This window comes from Arhodomonas sp. KWT (assembly GCF_010993615.1).
Window position 1 is genome coordinate 1 of the sequence record NZ_WNXE01000039.1, and the last position, 14,853, is coordinate 14,853.

Sequence of the window (14,853 nt, forward strand, 5' to 3'; positions counted from 1 at the left end):
CGGGCTCGCAGAGGCGGTTGTAGAAGCCCCAGCGCTCGCCCTCCTCGGCGCGCATGCTGCGCCCGGTGAACAGCAGCTCCGAGGCGCGGCCCTGGCCGATGATGCGCGGCAGGATCGCGCAGGCGCCCATGTCGCAGCCGGCGAGCCCCACCCGGGTGAACAGGTAGGCGACCTTCGCCCGGGGGGTGCCGTAGCGGATGTCCGCGGCCATGGCGATGGCCGCGCCGGCACCGGCGCAGACGCCGTCGATGGCGGCGATCACCGGCTGGGGGCAGGCGCGGATGGCCTTGACCAGGTCGCCGGTCATGCGGGTGAAGGCGAGCAGGCCCTTCATGTCGCGCTCGGTCAGCGGGCCGATGATCTCGTGCACGTCGCCGCCGGAGCAGAAGTTCCCGCCGGCGCCCTGGATGACGACCGCCTTGACCCCGTCGACGTACACCAGCGAGCGGAACAGGTCGCGCAGCTCGGCGTAGGAGTCGAAGGTCAGCGGGTTCTTGCGCTCCGGCCGGTCCAGGGTGATCAGCGCGGTCTCGCCGCGCATCTCCCAGCGGAAGTGCTCGGGGCGGTAGGTATTCGGGTCCATGCTCGTTCTCTCCTCTGATTCGCGTCGTCCGTTCCGCCGGATCGGGGCCGCGGTTCCGCGGCGCGCGCGCCGGCGGCTACATCACCTCGCCGCCGGACACGGAGATCGCCTGGCCGGTGACCGCGGCGGCGTTCGCGCGGCACAGCCAGGCCACCGTCTCCGCGACCTCCTCGGGCTGGACGAGGCGCCGCTGCGGGTTGACCTTCACGAACTCCTGGAGCGCCTCCTCGCGGGAGCGCCCGGTCTTCTCGGTGATGGTGTCCAGGGCGTTGGCCACCAGCTCGGTGTCCGTGTAGCCGGGGCACACGGCGTTGACCGTGATCCGTTCGCGGGCGAGCTCCAGGGCCACCGCCCGGGTCAGCCCCACGACGCCGTGCTTGGCGGCGCAGTAGCCGGCCACGTAGGGGTAGCCCTTGAGCGCGGCGGTGCTGGCGATGTTGACCACGCGCCCGCTGCCGCTCTCGCGCATGTCGGCGACGGCGGCCTGCATGCAGTGGAAGACCCCCGAGAGATTGACGTCGAGCATCGCCTGCCAGTCCCCGGCAGAGAGCCGGTGAAACGGCGCGGTGCGCGCGGCGCCGGCGTTGTTCACCAGCACGTCCACCGGGCCGTGTGCCGAGCGCGCCTCGGTGAACGCCGCGGCGACGGCGTCGGCATCGGTGACGTCCGCCGTGATCGCGCGTGCCCCCGGGATGCGGGCGGCGGTGTCCTCCAGCGGACCGGCGCGGCGGCCCATCAGGGTGACGTCCATACCCTCGGCGGCGAGGCGCCGGGCGATGGCGGCACCGATGCCGGTGCCGCCGCCGGTGATCACGGCGTGGCGTGGGGCGTTATCGTTCATGCCTCGGCTCCCGGTTGTACGGTTTCCTTGTCCCCGGATCCATCGAGCCACGTGCGCATGCGCCCGCGCAGCGCCTCCGGGATGGGGCGGCTGGCCAGTCGGCCGTTTTCGTTGTGCACCCACACCAGCGTGGCCTCGGCGTCCAGCCGCGGCGCGCCGTCACAGGTCCCGGTAACCCGGAAGCCCAGCGAGCTGCGGCCGAGCCGGAGCAGGCGCAGCCGCACCTCCAGGGTCTCGCCGAGCCGTGCCGGCGTGGCCACGTCGAGGGTGAGCCGGGTGGTGGGGGTGCCGGTATCCGCGCTGACGTGCATGTCGGTAAACGAATGCCCGACCCGCTCGAACCAGTCCTCGATCAGGCGGTTGACCACCTCCAGGTAGCGCCAGCCGTGTACCGTCGCGGTGGCGTCGCACCAGACGCCGGTGACCGGCAGTGACGTGATCAGTTCCTGCATCCGTTCCGCTCCCGGGGGCGGCATGCCCCGTATTGGTGCGCTCAGGCTAAGCGGTGCCCCGATTTAATTCAAGTATAAAATGTTTAGCTATGATCGAACTGCGGCATATCCATTATAGGTAAGAAGTTGACGTGTAAGATAACGCGATTATACTGCCTCTATCCACGGCCGCTGGCGGCCGGATACGGACAATCGGGCAGACAGAACGACGACTGCGGAGGAGCGATGAAGATCACCATCATCGGCGGCGGACCGGGCGGGCTGTACATGGCGCTGCTGACCAAGAAACAGTGGCCGGACTGGGAGGTCAGCGTCTACGAGCGTAATGCGCCGGACAGCACCTTCGGCTTCGGCGTGGTGTTCTCCGACGAGACCCTCGGATTCCTCGACGACTACGACAACGCCTCCTACGAGGCGATCCGCCGCAGCTTCGCCTACTGGGGCGACGTGGACGTGCACTACCAGGGCCACGTGCTCACTTCAGGCGGCAATGGCTTCTGCGGCTGCTCGCGGCTGACCCTGCTGCAGATCCTCCAGCAGCGCTGCCGCGAGCTCGGCGTGACCATGCATTTCAACACCGAGGTTGAGGACGAGTCACGGTTCGCCGACAGCGACATCATCGTCGCCGCCGACGGCATCAACAGCCGCATCCGCGAGAATCACCGCGACTGGTTCCGGCCGCGCTTCGACTGGCGCCGGAACTACTTCTGCTGGCTGGGCTCGAGCCGCGAGTTCGATGCCTTCAAGTACTTCTTCCAGGAGACGGAGTACGGCGTGGTGGTCGCCCACTGCTACCAGTACGAGCCGGGCCGCAGCACCTGGGTGGTGGAGATGGCACCGGAGACCTGGCAGGGGCTGGGTTTCGACCGGATGGGCGAGGACGAGTTCATCCCGGTGCTCGAGGAGGTCTTCGACCAGGAACTCGACGGCCACCCGCTGATCGCCAACCGCTCGATCTGGCGGCAGTTCCCGATGATCCGCAACGAACGCTGGGTCAAGGACAACATCGTCCTGCTCGGTGACTCCCAGCACACCGCGCACTACTCCATCGGCTCGGGCACCAAGCTCGCCATGGAGAGCGCCATCGCCCTGTTCGAGTCCGTGAAGGCACACACCGGCGACGTCGCCGCGGCCCTGGCGGACTTCGAGGAGGGCCGCCGCACCGAGGTGGAGATCACCCAGCACGCCGCGGACGTCTCCCTCGCCTGGTTCGAGAACATCGACCGGCACTGGGGCATGGACCCGGAGCCGTTCGCCTTCGCGCTCATGTCCCGGGCGAAGAAGCTGACCTACGAGAACCTCCAGCTGCGTGACCAGTCCTTCGTCGACCGCTGCAACGCGTGGTTCCTGCGCCGCGAGCGCGAGCGCGGCTTCGAGGCCGCCGACGGCACGCCGCCGATGTTCACGCCGCTGCGCCTGCGCGGTATGACCGTGCCCAACCGCGTGGTGGTCTCGCCGATGGCGCAGTATATGGCCGAGGAGGGCGTGCCCAACGACTGGCACCTGGTGCACTACGGCAGCCGTGCCGTCGGCGGCGCCGGGCTGATGTACACGGAGATGACCTGCGTGTCCCCGGACGCCCGAATCACCCCCGGCTGCACCGGGCTGTGGAACGAGGCCCAGCGCGACGCCTTCCGCCGGATCGTGGATTTCGTCCACGCCCAGTCGGACACGCGCATCTGCATGCAGCTCGGTCACGCCGGGCGCAAGGGCTCGACCCAGGTGGGCTGGGAGCGCATGGACCACCCCCTGCCGGAGGGCAACTGGCCGGTCTATTCCGCCTCGCCCATCCCCTATTTCGAGGGCGAGAGCCAGGTGCCGGTGGAGATGAGCCGCGCCGACATGGACCGGGTACGGGACGACTTCGTGCGCTCGGCGCGGCTCGCCGAGGAGGCGGGCTTCGACATGCTCGAGGTCCACATGGCCCACGGCTACCTGCTCGCGAGCTTCCTCTCGCCGCTGACCAACGTCCGCGACGACGAATATGGCGGCGGCATCGAGAACCGTCTGCGCTATCCCCTGGAGGTCTTCGAGGCGGTCCGCGCGGTCTGGCCGCAGGACAAGCCGATGTCGGTGCGTATCTCGGCGACCGACTGGAAGGAGGGCGGCCTCTCGGACGCCGACCTGAGCGCCATCGCCCGGGCCTTCCGCGACGCCGGGGTCGACCTCATCGACGTCTCCGCGGGGCAGACGGTGCCGGACCAGAAGCCCGTATACGGGCGCATGTTCCAGACCCCGTTCGCCGACAAGGTGCGCAACGAGAGCGGCGTCGCGACCATGGCCGTGGGCAACATCACCACCGCCGACCAGGTGAACACCATCCTCATGGCGGAGCGTGCGGACCTGGTCGCGCTGGCGCGGCCGCACCTCTCCGACCCGTACTTCACCCTGCATGCCGGGGCCTGGTACCAGCAGCGGGACGTCGCCTGGCACCGGGTCTACGGTGCCGGCCGTTTCCAGGCCTACCGCACGGCCGAGAAGGACCGCGAGGAGCTCACCGACCTGCAGGTGCGCACGCGCCCGCGCAGCCACGAGGTCACGGACGACTCCGGTGCCGGGGCCGAGCGCCCGGGAGCGGGCCGGGCCGCCTGAGCACGGTCGTACCGGCGGCGCCGACGACGGTGTCGCCGGGGCTCAGTCCTGGTCCCCGCGGGCCTCCAGGCGGTGGCGCACGCGGTCGAGCAGGCCGACGAGCTCGTCGAGCTCGCCGTCGTCGAGGATGCCGAAGATCTCGTCGGACCACGCCTCGTGGGCGTCGGCCATGGCATGGAACAGCCGGGTGCCGGTGTCGGTGAGGTAGACGTCGCTCACCCGGCGGTCGCGGCTGGAGGGGCGGCGATGGATCAGCCCGTCGCCCTCCATGCGGTCGAGCAGCCGGGTGATGTTGCCCTTGGAGGCGAGCAGCCGCTGGGCGAGCGCGGATGTGCTCAGGGCCTCGGGGTGGACGTAGTCCAGGTGCGCGAGCACGTCGAAGCGCGACAGCGAGCTGTCGAAATCGTCGCGGAAGAGATCGGAGATGGCCTGCTCCACGCGCTTGGAGCACTTGATCAGGTGCAGCCACGCGCGCAGCGAGCGCTTGCTGTGGGGCAGCATGGTCGCCTCGTCGAGCGGCGTCGCGCCGCCGTGCTCACGGCCGGGCTGTGTCATTCGCTCCTCCTCGTTCGCGACTGCGTCCGCCGGCGGCGGGACGCCGGCGGATCGACACGCAATGATACCAGCGGCAGCGGTACGCGTGACGGGTTGATATCTGACAGTTAAATGTTTTATACGTAAACAACATAAGCGGACACGGTCCCGGGCCGCCGCGGTAATCGTCTACAGTTACCGGCGTTCCCGGCCCTTCAGAACACGCCAACGCCAAACGCCATATCCGGGAGGAGAGCGCATCATGCAGTCCAGCAACCTCGTCACCCAGCTTGCCGGCGCCATTGCCGGCGGCGACGTGCGCATCGTCGATCTCAGCGTCACCCTGACCAATGACACCCCGGTGCTCCAGCTGCCGGAGCAGTTCAACCAGGGCTGGCCCTTCCGCAAGGAGGAGATCTCCCGCTACGACGAGCGCGGTCCCGCCTGGTACTGGAACAACATCTCCTGCGGCGAGCACACCGGCACCCACTTCGATGCGCCGATCCACTGGGTCACCGGCAAGGACTTCGAGCAAAACGCCACCGACACCGTCGATCCGCAGCATTTCATCGCCCCCGCCTGCGTGATCGACTGCACCGCCTACGCCAGCGCGGACGAGGACTTCCTGCTCGGCCGCGAGCATGTCGAGGCCTGGGAGCGCGAGCACGGACGCATCCCCGCCGGCCACTGGGTGCTGTTCCGTACGCAGTGGTCCGAGCGCACCGACCCGGACGCCTTCCTCAACATGCGCGAGGACGGCGCCCATACCCCCGGGCCCAGCCACGAGGTCGTGAAGTTCCTCGCCGAGGAGCGCGACGTGCTCGGCTTCGGCACCGAGACGGTGGGCACCGATGCCGGCCAGGCGCCGCAGATGGACCCGCCGTTCCCCTGCCACAATGTCATGCACGGCACCAACAAGTTCGGGCTCGCGAGCCTCACCAACCTCGACCGGCTGCCCCCCACGGGGGCCGTGGTGATCGCCGCGCCGCTGAAGATCGAGGACGGCTCGGGCAGCCCCTGCCGCGTCGTCGCCCTGGTCACCGGCGACTGAACCCGCTGTCGTCCGCGGCGGCCGTTGGCGGTCGCCGCGGGCACGGAGTAGAGAGCTATGGCGGAGCGTTCTTTCGCGAAAGAAGTCAAGAAGCTGCGCATGGGGGCCGGCGAGGAATTCCACGGAGAGGGGATACTCGCGGTCACCAAGGCGCTGCTGCAGTCGGGGGTCGGTTACGTCGCCGGCTACCAGGGTGCGCCCATCTCCCACCTGATGGACGTGCTCACCGACGCCAACGAGATCCTCGAGGAGCTGGACGTCCACTTCGAGTCGTCCGCCTCCGAGGCCACCGCCGCGGCGACCCTGGCCGCGTCGGTGAACTATCCCATTCGCGGGGCGGTGGCGTGGAAGTCCACCGTGGGCACCAACGTCGCCTCCGATGCCCTCGCGCAGCTCGCCTCCGGTGGCGTCACCGGCGGCTCGCTGGTGATCGTCGGCGAGGACTACGGCGAGGGCTCCAGCATCATGCAGGAGCGTACCCACGCCTTCGCCATGAAGTCGCAGATGTGGCTCCTCGATCCGCGGCCCAACCTGGGCAGCATCGTCGAGTCGGTGGAGAAGGGGTTCGAGCTCTCGGAGGCGAGCAACACGCCGGTGATGCTGGAGCTGCGCATCCGCGCCTGCCACGTCCACGGCCGTTTCGAGGCCAAGGACAACGTGCGCCCGGCGTACACGCTCAGCGACGCCATGGAGCACCCGGTGCGCGATCCGAGCCGCATCGTGCTGCCGCCCTCGAGCTTCCTGCACGAGCACGAGAAGGTCGACCGCCGCTGGCCGGCGGCAGTGTCGTTCATCCAGGAGCACGGGCTCAACGAGTTCTTCGAGGGCGAGCGCGGCGACATCGGCCTGATCCTCCAGGGCGGGCTCTACAACAGCGTCATCCGCGCGCTGGAGCGCCTCGGGCTGGCGGACAGCTTCGGCGATACCCGCATCCCGCTGTATGTGCTCAACGTCACCTACCCGCTGGTGGACGACGAGGTGAAGTCGTTCTGCGCCGGCAAGGATGCGGTGCTGATGATCGAGGAGGGCCAGCCGGAGTACATCGAGCAGGCCCTGCACGCGATCCTCCGCCGCGCCGACCTGCAGACGCGCATCCACGGCAAGGACATGCTGCCCAAGGCCGGCGAGTACACCGGCGCGGTGCTCGCCGATGGCATCCGGCAGTTCCTGGAACAGCATGCCCCGGACGTCGCGCGCCTGCCCGGCGCCGCGGCCTCCAGCGCCGCCGCCGGCATGGAGGGGCTGGACGAGGTGGTGCCGCCGCGCCCGCCGGGCTTCTGCACCGGCTGCCCGGAGCGGCCGATCTTCACCGCCATGAAGCTGGTCGAGCGCGAGCTCGGCGAGCACCACGTGAGCTGCGATATCGGCTGCCACCTGTTCTCGATCCTGCCGCCGTTCAACATCGGCAACACCACCATGGGCTACGGTCTGGGCGGTGCCGGCGCGGCGGCGTTCAACGCCCCGGGGGCGCGGCGCAGCATCAGCATCGTCGGCGACGGCGGGTTCTGGCACAACGGCCTGGCGAGCAGTGTGGGCAACGCGGTGTTCAACCAGAGCGACAACGTCACGGTGATCGTGGACAACGGCTACTCCGCGGCGACCGGCGGCCAGGACATCCTCTCCTCGAAGGCGGAGAACCCGATCCGCAGCACGAAACAGTCCATCGAGCAGGCGGTGCGCGGCGTCGGCGTGAACTGGGTGCGGCGGATCACCAACACCTACGATGTCGGCACCATGCGCGACACCCTGCGCGAGGCGCTGACCACCGAGTCCTCCGGGCCCAAGGTGGTGATCGCCGAGTCCGAGTGCATGCTCAACCGCCAGCGCCGCGAGAAGCCGGTATTCCGCAACCTGCTCAAGGGCGGCAAGCGCGTGGTGCGCGAGCGCTTCGGCGTGGACAGCGACACCTGCACCGGCGATCACTCCTGCATCCGCCTCTCCGGCTGTCCGTCGCTGTCGGTCAAGCCCAACCCGGACCCGCTGCGCAGCGACCCGGTGGCCCACGTCGAGGACAGCTGCGTGGGCTGCGGGCTGTGCGGGCAGGTCGCGCACGCCGCGGTGCTCTGCCCGTCGTTCTACCGGGCCGAGATCATCCACAACCCGACCGCCTGGGACCGGTTCGCCAAGCGCGTGCGCGACGCGGTGATCGGTTTCTTCCAGCGCCGCGAGGCGCGGCGGATCGAACGCTACGCGATGTAGCGGCGCACAGGAGGCATTCGTGGACCGTTCCATCAGACCGATCAGCATCGCCATACAGGCGATGGGCGGGCAGGGCGGCGGCGTGCTGGCGGACTGGATCGTCAGCCTCGCCGAGTCCCAGGGCTACCTCGCCCAGACCACCTCCGTGCCCGGCGTCGCCCAGCGCACCGGGGCGACGCTGTACTACGTGGAGATCTTCCCCGAGCACGCCGCCCGCAAGGCCGGCCGGGACCCGGTGCTGGCGCTCATGCCCATGCCCGGCGACGTGGACGTGGTCATCGCCGCGGAGTTCATGGAGGCCGGGCGTGCGGTACAGCGCGGGATCGTGACCCCGGATCGCACCACGCTCATCGCCTCCACCCACCGCGTCTACGCCATCGGCGAGAAGACCGCGATGGGCGATGGCATCCTCGACGACGGCAAGGTCCTGGAGGCCGGGGAGCAGGCGGCGAAGTCGTTTATCTACTTCGACATGGCCGCGGTGGCGGAGTCCCACGGCAGCGTTATCAGCTCGACGCTGTTCGGGGCGCTGGCCGGCTCCGGGCGGCTGCCCTTCGAGCGGGCCGCGTTCGAGGAGGCCATCCGCCGCGGGGGCATCGGTGTGGAGGCGAGCCTGGCGGCCTTCGGCGACGCCTTCGAACGGGCCCAGGGCGAGCCCGAGGCGCCGGATCACAGCCGCCCGGCGCCGTCCGAGCCCGACCCGCAGCACCCCGTGCTGCGCGAGCAGCTCGAGCGCGTGCGCGGCCGCTTCCCCGAGGTCGCCCACTTCAACGTGGTCGAGGGCATGCGCCGGCTCGCCGACTACCAGGACCCGGCCTACGCGCGGGACTACGTCGACCGCGTGGAGGCGGTGCTGGCGCTGGACGAGGCCCACGGCGGCGAGACCCGGGACTACCTGCTCACCACCGAGGCGGCCCGGTACCTGGCGCTGTGGATGTCCTACGAGGACACCATCCGGGTGGCGGACCTCAAGACGCGGGCCAGCCGGTTCGAGCGCTTTCGCCGGGAGGTGCGCGCCGGCGACGATCAGCTCGTCTACGTCACCGAGTTCATGCACCCGCGCATCGAGGAGATCTGCGACACCCTGCCCGCGCCGCTGGGCCGGCTGCTGCTGAACTCGCCGCGCCTGCAGCGCCCGCTGGAGCCGTTCACCCGCAAGGGCCGGCACGTGCGCACCGCGACGCTGTCGGGGTTCATGCTCCTGTGGACCGTCTCGCGGATGCGGCGCTGGCGGCGCTCGACCCTGCGCTTCCGCGAGGAGATGGCGCGTATCGAGGCCTGGCTCGGGCGCATCCACCAGACCGTGGCTCCGGACTACGCGCTGGCGGTGGAGATCGCCCGGTGCCAGCGCCTGGTCAAGGGCTATGGCGACACCCACGCCCGCGGGCTGAGCAACTTCAACACCATCATGGGCGTCATCGACGGCTATGACGGCGACGAGGAGCCCGCCGCGGTGGTCCGGCGCCTGCGCGAGGCGGCGCTGGCCGACGAGCAGGGCGAGAAGCTTGCCGCCGCGGTTGCCGCCCTGAACGGTGGCGACGACGGGGAGACGCCGCAGGCGGCCACCACCCGGGCCCGTCCCGTGCGCGTCGGGGCCTGATGTCCGTGCCCCCGGGCGTCGCCCGGGGGCGTTACTGCCCCTCCCTCAGGCGCGCGATCATCTCGCGCAGGCCGGCCTTGAGCGTCTCCACCTCCGCCTCCGGGTAGCCGCTGAGCACCTGGGCCTCGTGGGCCTTGGCCCGCTCGATCAGCGGCTGCACCTTATCCCGCCCCGCGGGCGTGATCGATACCCGGGTGATGCGCCGGTCCTCCGGCTCGTTGCGCCGGAGCACCAGCCCGCAGTCCTCCAGCCGCGCGACCACCCGCGTGAGCGTGGGCTGCGTCAGCAGGGTGATCTCGGCGAGGTGGCCGATGGTCATGGCCTCGCGGTCGTAGAGCGTGGCGAGCACGCGCCACTCGGGGATGCGCAGCCCCGCCGCGCTCACGCGGGCGTGGAACTGCTCGCTCACGAGCGTGCTCGCCCGGGCGAGCAGGTAGGAGAGGTAGTCGTCGGTGAAGTAGCGCACCGGCTCTCGCATGGTCTGAGGGTTCCACTGTCTGTGCGTGTCGGGGCGTTCGTCACGGCCGATTGTCGTGGGCCCGACGGGGCGGGTCCAACGATATATTTTTTATGTACTAAATTTTTATCTACAAATCTATTCAAATGCATCTAACCCTGTGCTAGGTTCAATCCACAGGGTTGATAAATATCAAAGACACACCGTGGCCCTGTGACCCCGGCCCATGACGGAGGAGACACGATCATGACGCGCTGGACCGGACTACTCGCGATCGCGCTACTTGCCTGGGCGCCGCTGGCGCTGTCCCAGACCACGCTCCGCGTCGCCAACTGGCTGCCGCCGAGCCACCTGCTGGTCTCGGACGTGCTCAAGCCCTGGGGTGAGGCGGTGGAGAAGGCCACCGGCGGCAGCGTGCAGGTGGAGGTGATGAGCTCGCCGCTCGGCCCCCCGCCGGCGCAGTACGACCTCGTCGCCGACGGCCTGGCGGACGTCGGCTTCAGCGTGCACGGCTACACGCCGGGGCGCTTCTCGGTCTTCGAGCTCGCCGAGCTGCCGCTGCAGACACCCTCCGCCGAGGTCAAGTCGGTGGCCTACTGGCGCGCCTACCAGGAGACCATGGCGGACTCCGGCGAGCACCGCGGCGTCCACCTGCTGGGCCTGTTCACCCACGGGCCCGGGCATATCTGGAACAGCCGGCGGCCGGTGCACAGCCTCGATGACCTGAGCGGGCTGAAGCTGCGCGTGCCCGGCGGCGTGGCCGCTCAGCTCAGCGAGGAGCTCGGGGTGGTACCGGTCAACGCGCCCTCCTCGCAGTCCTACGAGCTCCTGTCCCAGGGCGTGGCCGACGGCATCGTCTTCCCCTACGAGAGCGTGACCTTCTTCAACCTCCAGGACACGGTGGACTACGGCACCGTCGTCCCCGGCGGGCTCTACACCGTCAGCTTCTACGTGGTGATGAACCAGGCGAAGTGGCAGTCCCTGAGCGATGACGAGCGCGCCGCCATCGACAGTGTCTCCGGCGAATACCTCGCGCGCCTGGCCGGCCGGGCCTGGGACCGGGCGGACCGCCAGGGGCGCAAGGACCTGCGTGCCGCCGGCGTGCGCATCGAGCAGGCCGACGACGCCATGATCGAGGCGATCGCCGAGCAGGCCGACGGCCTGCGCGAGCGCGTGCTCGAGCGGGTCGCCGAGGACGGGGTCGACGGGCAGGCGTTCCTGGACGCACTGCACCGCGAGCTCGAGGCCGCCGGGGCCGAGTGATGCGGACCCCGGCAGCCGTCGCTCTCGTCCGGGGCGTGCGCGGGTTGCGCGGCGTCATCGGCGCCGTCGCCGCCTGCCTGCTGGTGCTCATGCTCGCGGTGACCAGCGTGGACGTGGTCGGGCGCTACTTCTTCGATGCCCCGCTGCTCGGGGCCTTCGAGATCAGCGAGGTGGCCATGGCGCTGCTGATCTACGCGGGCCTGCCGCTGGTCTGTCTCGAGCGCGGCAACGTCTCCGTGACCCTGCTCACCGAGCGTCTGGGGCCGGCGGCACGGCGGGTGCAGGAGAGCGTCGTGCACCTGGTCGGCGCCGGGGTCGCCGGCGTGCTGGCCTGGCGGCTCGCCGCGCACGCCGCGCGGCTGTTCACCTACGGCGACGCCACCATGTTCCTCGGCATCCCGCTGGGGCCGGTGGCGGCGGTCATGGCGGCACTGGCCGGGCTGGCGGCGGTGATCCTCGCGGGCAACGCGTTCGCCGTCGCCACGGGCCTGCGCGCCCCCGGTGACGGCTGAGGAGGCGCGGCATGGAATACTGGCTCCCGGGGCTCGCCGCCGTGCTCGGACTGATCGTGCTCGGCCTGCCCATCGCCTTCGCCATGATGCTGGTGGGCGTGGTCGGGGTCGCCGCCATCCTCGGCGTGGACCCGGCGCTGTCCCTGCTCGGGCAGGTGGGCTACGACACCGGCAAGTCCTACACCCTGACGGTGGTGCCGCTGTTCGTGCTGATGGGCAACCTCATCGTGCATGCCCGGCTCGCCGACGACCTCTACGCCGCCAGCAACGCCTGGCTCGGTCACCGCAAGGGCGGACTGGCGATGGCCACGGTCGCCGCCTGCGGCGGTTTCAGCTCGGTGTGCGGCTCCTCGCTCGCCACCGCCGCGACCATGTCCAAGGTGGCGATGCCGTCGATGCGGCGCTACGGCTACTCCGAGGCGGTCTCCAGCGGCGTGATCGCCGCCGGCGGGACCCTCGGCGTGCTGATCCCCCCGAGCGTGATCCTCGTGCTCTACGGGATCATCACCCAGCAGAACATCGGCAAGCTGTTCATCGCCGGCCTGGTGCCGGGGCTGCTCGGCGTGCTCGGCTACATGGCGGCGGTGCGGCTGCACTTCTGGTGGACCGGCGACGCCACCGAGCCGTACCCGAAGCTCGCGTTCGGCGAGCGCCTGCGTGCGCTGCGCGCCGTCGGCGGCGTGCTCTCGCTGTTCGCGCTGGTGATGGGCGGCATCTACCTGGGCGTGTTCACCGCCACCGAGGCCGCCGGCATCGGCGCGAGCGGGGCGCTGGTGCTGGCGCTGTGGCGGCGGGCGCTGACCCCGGCGTCGTTCTACCGGCTGCTGCTGGAGACCGCGCGCACCACGGCGATGATGTTCGCGATCCTCATCGGCGCGGTGGTGTTCTCCAACTTCGTCAACCTCGCGGGGATGCCCGACGACCTCGCCGCCTGGGTGAGCGCGGCGGACCTCGCGCCGATGGCGGTGATCCTCATCATACTGGGCCTGTACCTGGTGCTCGGGGCGGTGCTGGAGAGCCTGTCGATGCTGCTGCTCACCGTGCCGATCTTCTTCCCCATCGTGCAGGGGCTCGGCTTCGATCCGATCTGGTTCGGCATCGTCGTGGTGGTGGCCATCGAGATCAGCCTGATCACCCCGCCCATCGGACTCAACGTGTTCGTGCTCAACACCGTGCTGCCGGAGACCCGGCTGGGCACGATCTTCCGCGGCGTGACGCCGTTCCTGCTCATGGACATCGTCCGGCTGCTGGTGCTCGCGTTCATCCCCGCGATCACCCTGTGGCTGCCGTCGATGATGTAGCCCCGCGCGGGCAAGGAGTGAACAACATGCTGAACCGACTGATCGCCGCCGCCCTGATGCTGGCCGCCGCCGTGCCCGCCGCCGCGGGCAACGTGACCCTGCGCTTCTCCAACTGGCTGCCGCCGGAGCACTACGTGGTCACGGAGATGATCCGGCCCTGGGCCGAGGACGTCGCCGAGGCCACCGACGGCCGCGTGACCGTCGAGATCATGCAGGCGATGGCCAAGCCCGAGGCCCACTTCGACCTGGTGCGCGACGGCGTCGCGGACCTCGCCTTCGGCGTGCACGGCTACACGCCGGCGCGGTTCAAGCTCACCGGGATGGCGGAGCTGCCGCTGCTCGCCGACGACGCCGAGGCCAACTCGGTGGCCTACTGGCGGACCTACCAGCGCTACTTCCGGCCCGCCAACGAGCACGAGGGCGTCAAGCTGCTCTCGCTGTGGACCAATACCCCGGCGCAGATCTTCCTGCGCGGGGGCGACGTCGCCGGCGTCGGCGATCTGTCCGGGCGCAAGGTCCGGGTGCTCGGCGCGACCACCGGCGAGGTCGCCCAGCGCCTGGGTATGACGCCGATCTCCGCGCCTGCCTCCCAGAGCTACGAGCTGCTCTCCCGCGGCGTGATCGACGGCACGTTCTTCCAGAGCGACTCCATCGTCAGCTTCCGGCTGCAGGACTACGTCGACACCGCGGTCACGGTGCCCGGGGGCTTCGCCCACAGCAGCCAGTACCTGGTGATGAACCGCGACAAGTGGAACGCCATCTCCAAGGCGGACCGCGAGGCCATCGAGGCGCTCTCCGGCGAGGCCATGGCGCGGCGCTTCGCCCGGGTATGGGACCGCAAGGCGCGCGAGGCGCGGGAGACGCTCAGGGGCGCCGGCGTGCGTTTCGTCCGGCTGGACGGCGACGCCCGCGACCGGCTGGCCGAGCGCCTGGCGCCGGTTCGCGCGGACTGGGTGGAGACCGCGGCGGAGCGTGGGGTCGATGGCGAGGCGGCGCTGGCGTATTTCCACGACCAGATCGAGGCGCTGAACGCGGAGTAGCGAGGCGGGTGGAGCCGGGAGGGTTCCATCGTCCGAATATATTCATTTGGATGTTTATTGCCGCTGACCTTTCGCGGGCAGGGGGAGAGGCCATGACCAAGCTGGAACTTGAAGTCCGTGCCGCCGAGTGGCTCACGCCGCAGATCCGGCGCATCGAGCTGCAGCGTGCCGGCGGCGGGACGCTGCCCGGGTTCACCCCCGGCGCCCACCTGCGCTTCGAGCTGCCGCTGGACGGCGGCAGCGGGCAGCGGCAGTACTCGCTGATCGTCACCCGTGCCGACGCGGCGGCGATGGCGGCGCCGGAGCGCTACGTCATCGCGGTGCGGCGCGAGGCGGACGGGCGCGGCGGCTCGGCCTACATGCACGAGCGCCTGCAGCCCGGCGACCGGCTCACCGCCGAGGGGCCGGTCAACGATTTCCCGCTGCAC

General features: G+C 70.1%; 13 protein-coding genes and 1 pseudogene. 9 read left to right on the top strand and 5 right to left on the bottom strand.

The features are described from left to right. From G7A99_RS08680 to G7A99_RS08690, 3 genes are all read right to left on the bottom strand, one after another. A partial coding sequence (locus G7A99_RS08680; protein ID WP_163139568.1) for an enoyl-CoA hydratase family protein occupies positions 1-583 on the bottom strand: 583 nt, incomplete at its 3' end. A gap of 76 nt (positions 584-659) precedes the next feature. Then, the gene (locus tag G7A99_RS08685; RefSeq protein WP_163139570.1) at positions 660-1,424 is read right to left on the bottom strand and encodes an SDR family NAD(P)-dependent oxidoreductase; all 765 of its coding nucleotides are present in this window, start codon (positions 1,422-1,424) and stop codon (positions 660-662) included. After that, positions 1,421-1,876: a thioesterase family protein gene (locus tag G7A99_RS08690; protein ID WP_018718788.1), complete on the bottom strand. Its 456-nt coding sequence runs from the start codon at positions 1,874-1,876 to the stop codon at positions 1,421-1,423. The genes G7A99_RS08685 and G7A99_RS08690 overlap by 4 nt, the downstream gene beginning before the upstream one ends. Before the next feature lie 225 nt (positions 1,877-2,101). Here G7A99_RS08690 and G7A99_RS08695 point away from each other — a divergent pair, with 225 nt between their 5' ends. Then, positions 2,102-4,468, top strand: a complete 2,367-nt coding sequence (locus tag G7A99_RS08695; protein WP_163139572.1) for a bifunctional salicylyl-CoA 5-hydroxylase/oxidoreductase — start codon at positions 2,102-2,104, stop codon at positions 4,466-4,468. Positions 4,469-4,510: 42 nt separating this feature from the next. Here G7A99_RS08695 and G7A99_RS08700 read toward each other — a convergent pair whose 3' ends face one another. Beyond that, complete coding sequence (locus G7A99_RS08700; RefSeq protein WP_163139574.1) at positions 4,511-5,023, bottom strand: MarR family winged helix-turn-helix transcriptional regulator; 513 nt, start codon at positions 5,021-5,023, stop codon at positions 4,511-4,513. 241 nt (positions 5,024-5,264) lie between these two features. On the opposite strand from G7A99_RS08700, the gene G7A99_RS08705 reads away from it, so the two are divergent. From G7A99_RS08705 to G7A99_RS08715, 3 genes are read left to right on the top strand one after another with little or no spacing between them, the layout of a single operon-like run. Beyond that, positions 5,265-6,053, top strand: coding sequence for a cyclase family protein (locus G7A99_RS08705; RefSeq protein WP_018718785.1), 789 nt, complete (start codon positions 5,265-5,267; stop codon positions 6,051-6,053). A 57-nt stretch (positions 6,054-6,110) separates the two neighbouring features. After that, positions 6,111-8,252 (top strand): indolepyruvate ferredoxin oxidoreductase subunit alpha, encoded by a 2,142-nt coding sequence (locus G7A99_RS08710; protein WP_163139576.1) that lies wholly within the window; start codon positions 6,111-6,113, stop codon positions 8,250-8,252. A 19-nt stretch (positions 8,253-8,271) separates the two neighbouring features. Beyond that, positions 8,272-9,852, top strand: a complete 1,581-nt coding sequence (locus G7A99_RS08715) for an indolepyruvate oxidoreductase subunit beta family protein (protein WP_163139578.1) — start codon at positions 8,272-8,274, stop codon at positions 9,850-9,852. Between the two features lie 31 nt (positions 9,853-9,883). Here the strand turns inward: G7A99_RS08715 and G7A99_RS08720 are convergent, their stop codons facing one another. Continuing rightward, entirely contained in the window at positions 9,884-10,330 is a 447-nt protein-coding gene (locus tag G7A99_RS08720; RefSeq protein ID WP_018718782.1) for a MarR family winged helix-turn-helix transcriptional regulator, read from the bottom strand. A 225-nt stretch (positions 10,331-10,555) separates the two neighbouring features. On the opposite strand from G7A99_RS08720, the gene G7A99_RS08725 reads away from it, so the two are divergent. From G7A99_RS08725 to G7A99_RS25370, 5 genes and pseudogenes are all read left to right on the top strand, one after another. Continuing rightward, a complete protein-coding gene (locus G7A99_RS08725; protein ID WP_018718781.1) occupies positions 10,556-11,572 on the top strand; it encodes a TRAP transporter substrate-binding protein in 1,017 nt (338 codons plus the stop codon). Further along, on the top strand, positions 11,572-12,084 hold the full coding sequence (locus tag G7A99_RS08730; RefSeq protein ID WP_163139581.1) for a TRAP transporter small permease: 513 nt from the start codon (positions 11,572-11,574) through the stop codon (positions 12,082-12,084). The genes G7A99_RS08725 and G7A99_RS08730 overlap by 1 nt, the downstream gene beginning before the upstream one ends. 11 nt (positions 12,085-12,095) lie before the next feature. Further along, on the top strand, positions 12,096-13,385 hold the full coding sequence (locus G7A99_RS08735) for a TRAP transporter large permease (RefSeq protein WP_018718779.1): 1,290 nt from the start codon (positions 12,096-12,098) through the stop codon (positions 13,383-13,385). Between the two features lie 26 nt (positions 13,386-13,411). After that, a complete protein-coding gene (locus G7A99_RS08740) occupies positions 13,412-14,425 on the top strand; it encodes a TRAP transporter substrate-binding protein (protein ID WP_018718778.1) in 1,014 nt (337 codons plus the stop codon). Positions 14,426-14,517: 92 nt separating this feature from the next. Beyond that, positions 14,518-14,853, top strand: a pseudogene (locus tag G7A99_RS25370) (oxidoreductase); the annotation flags it as partial.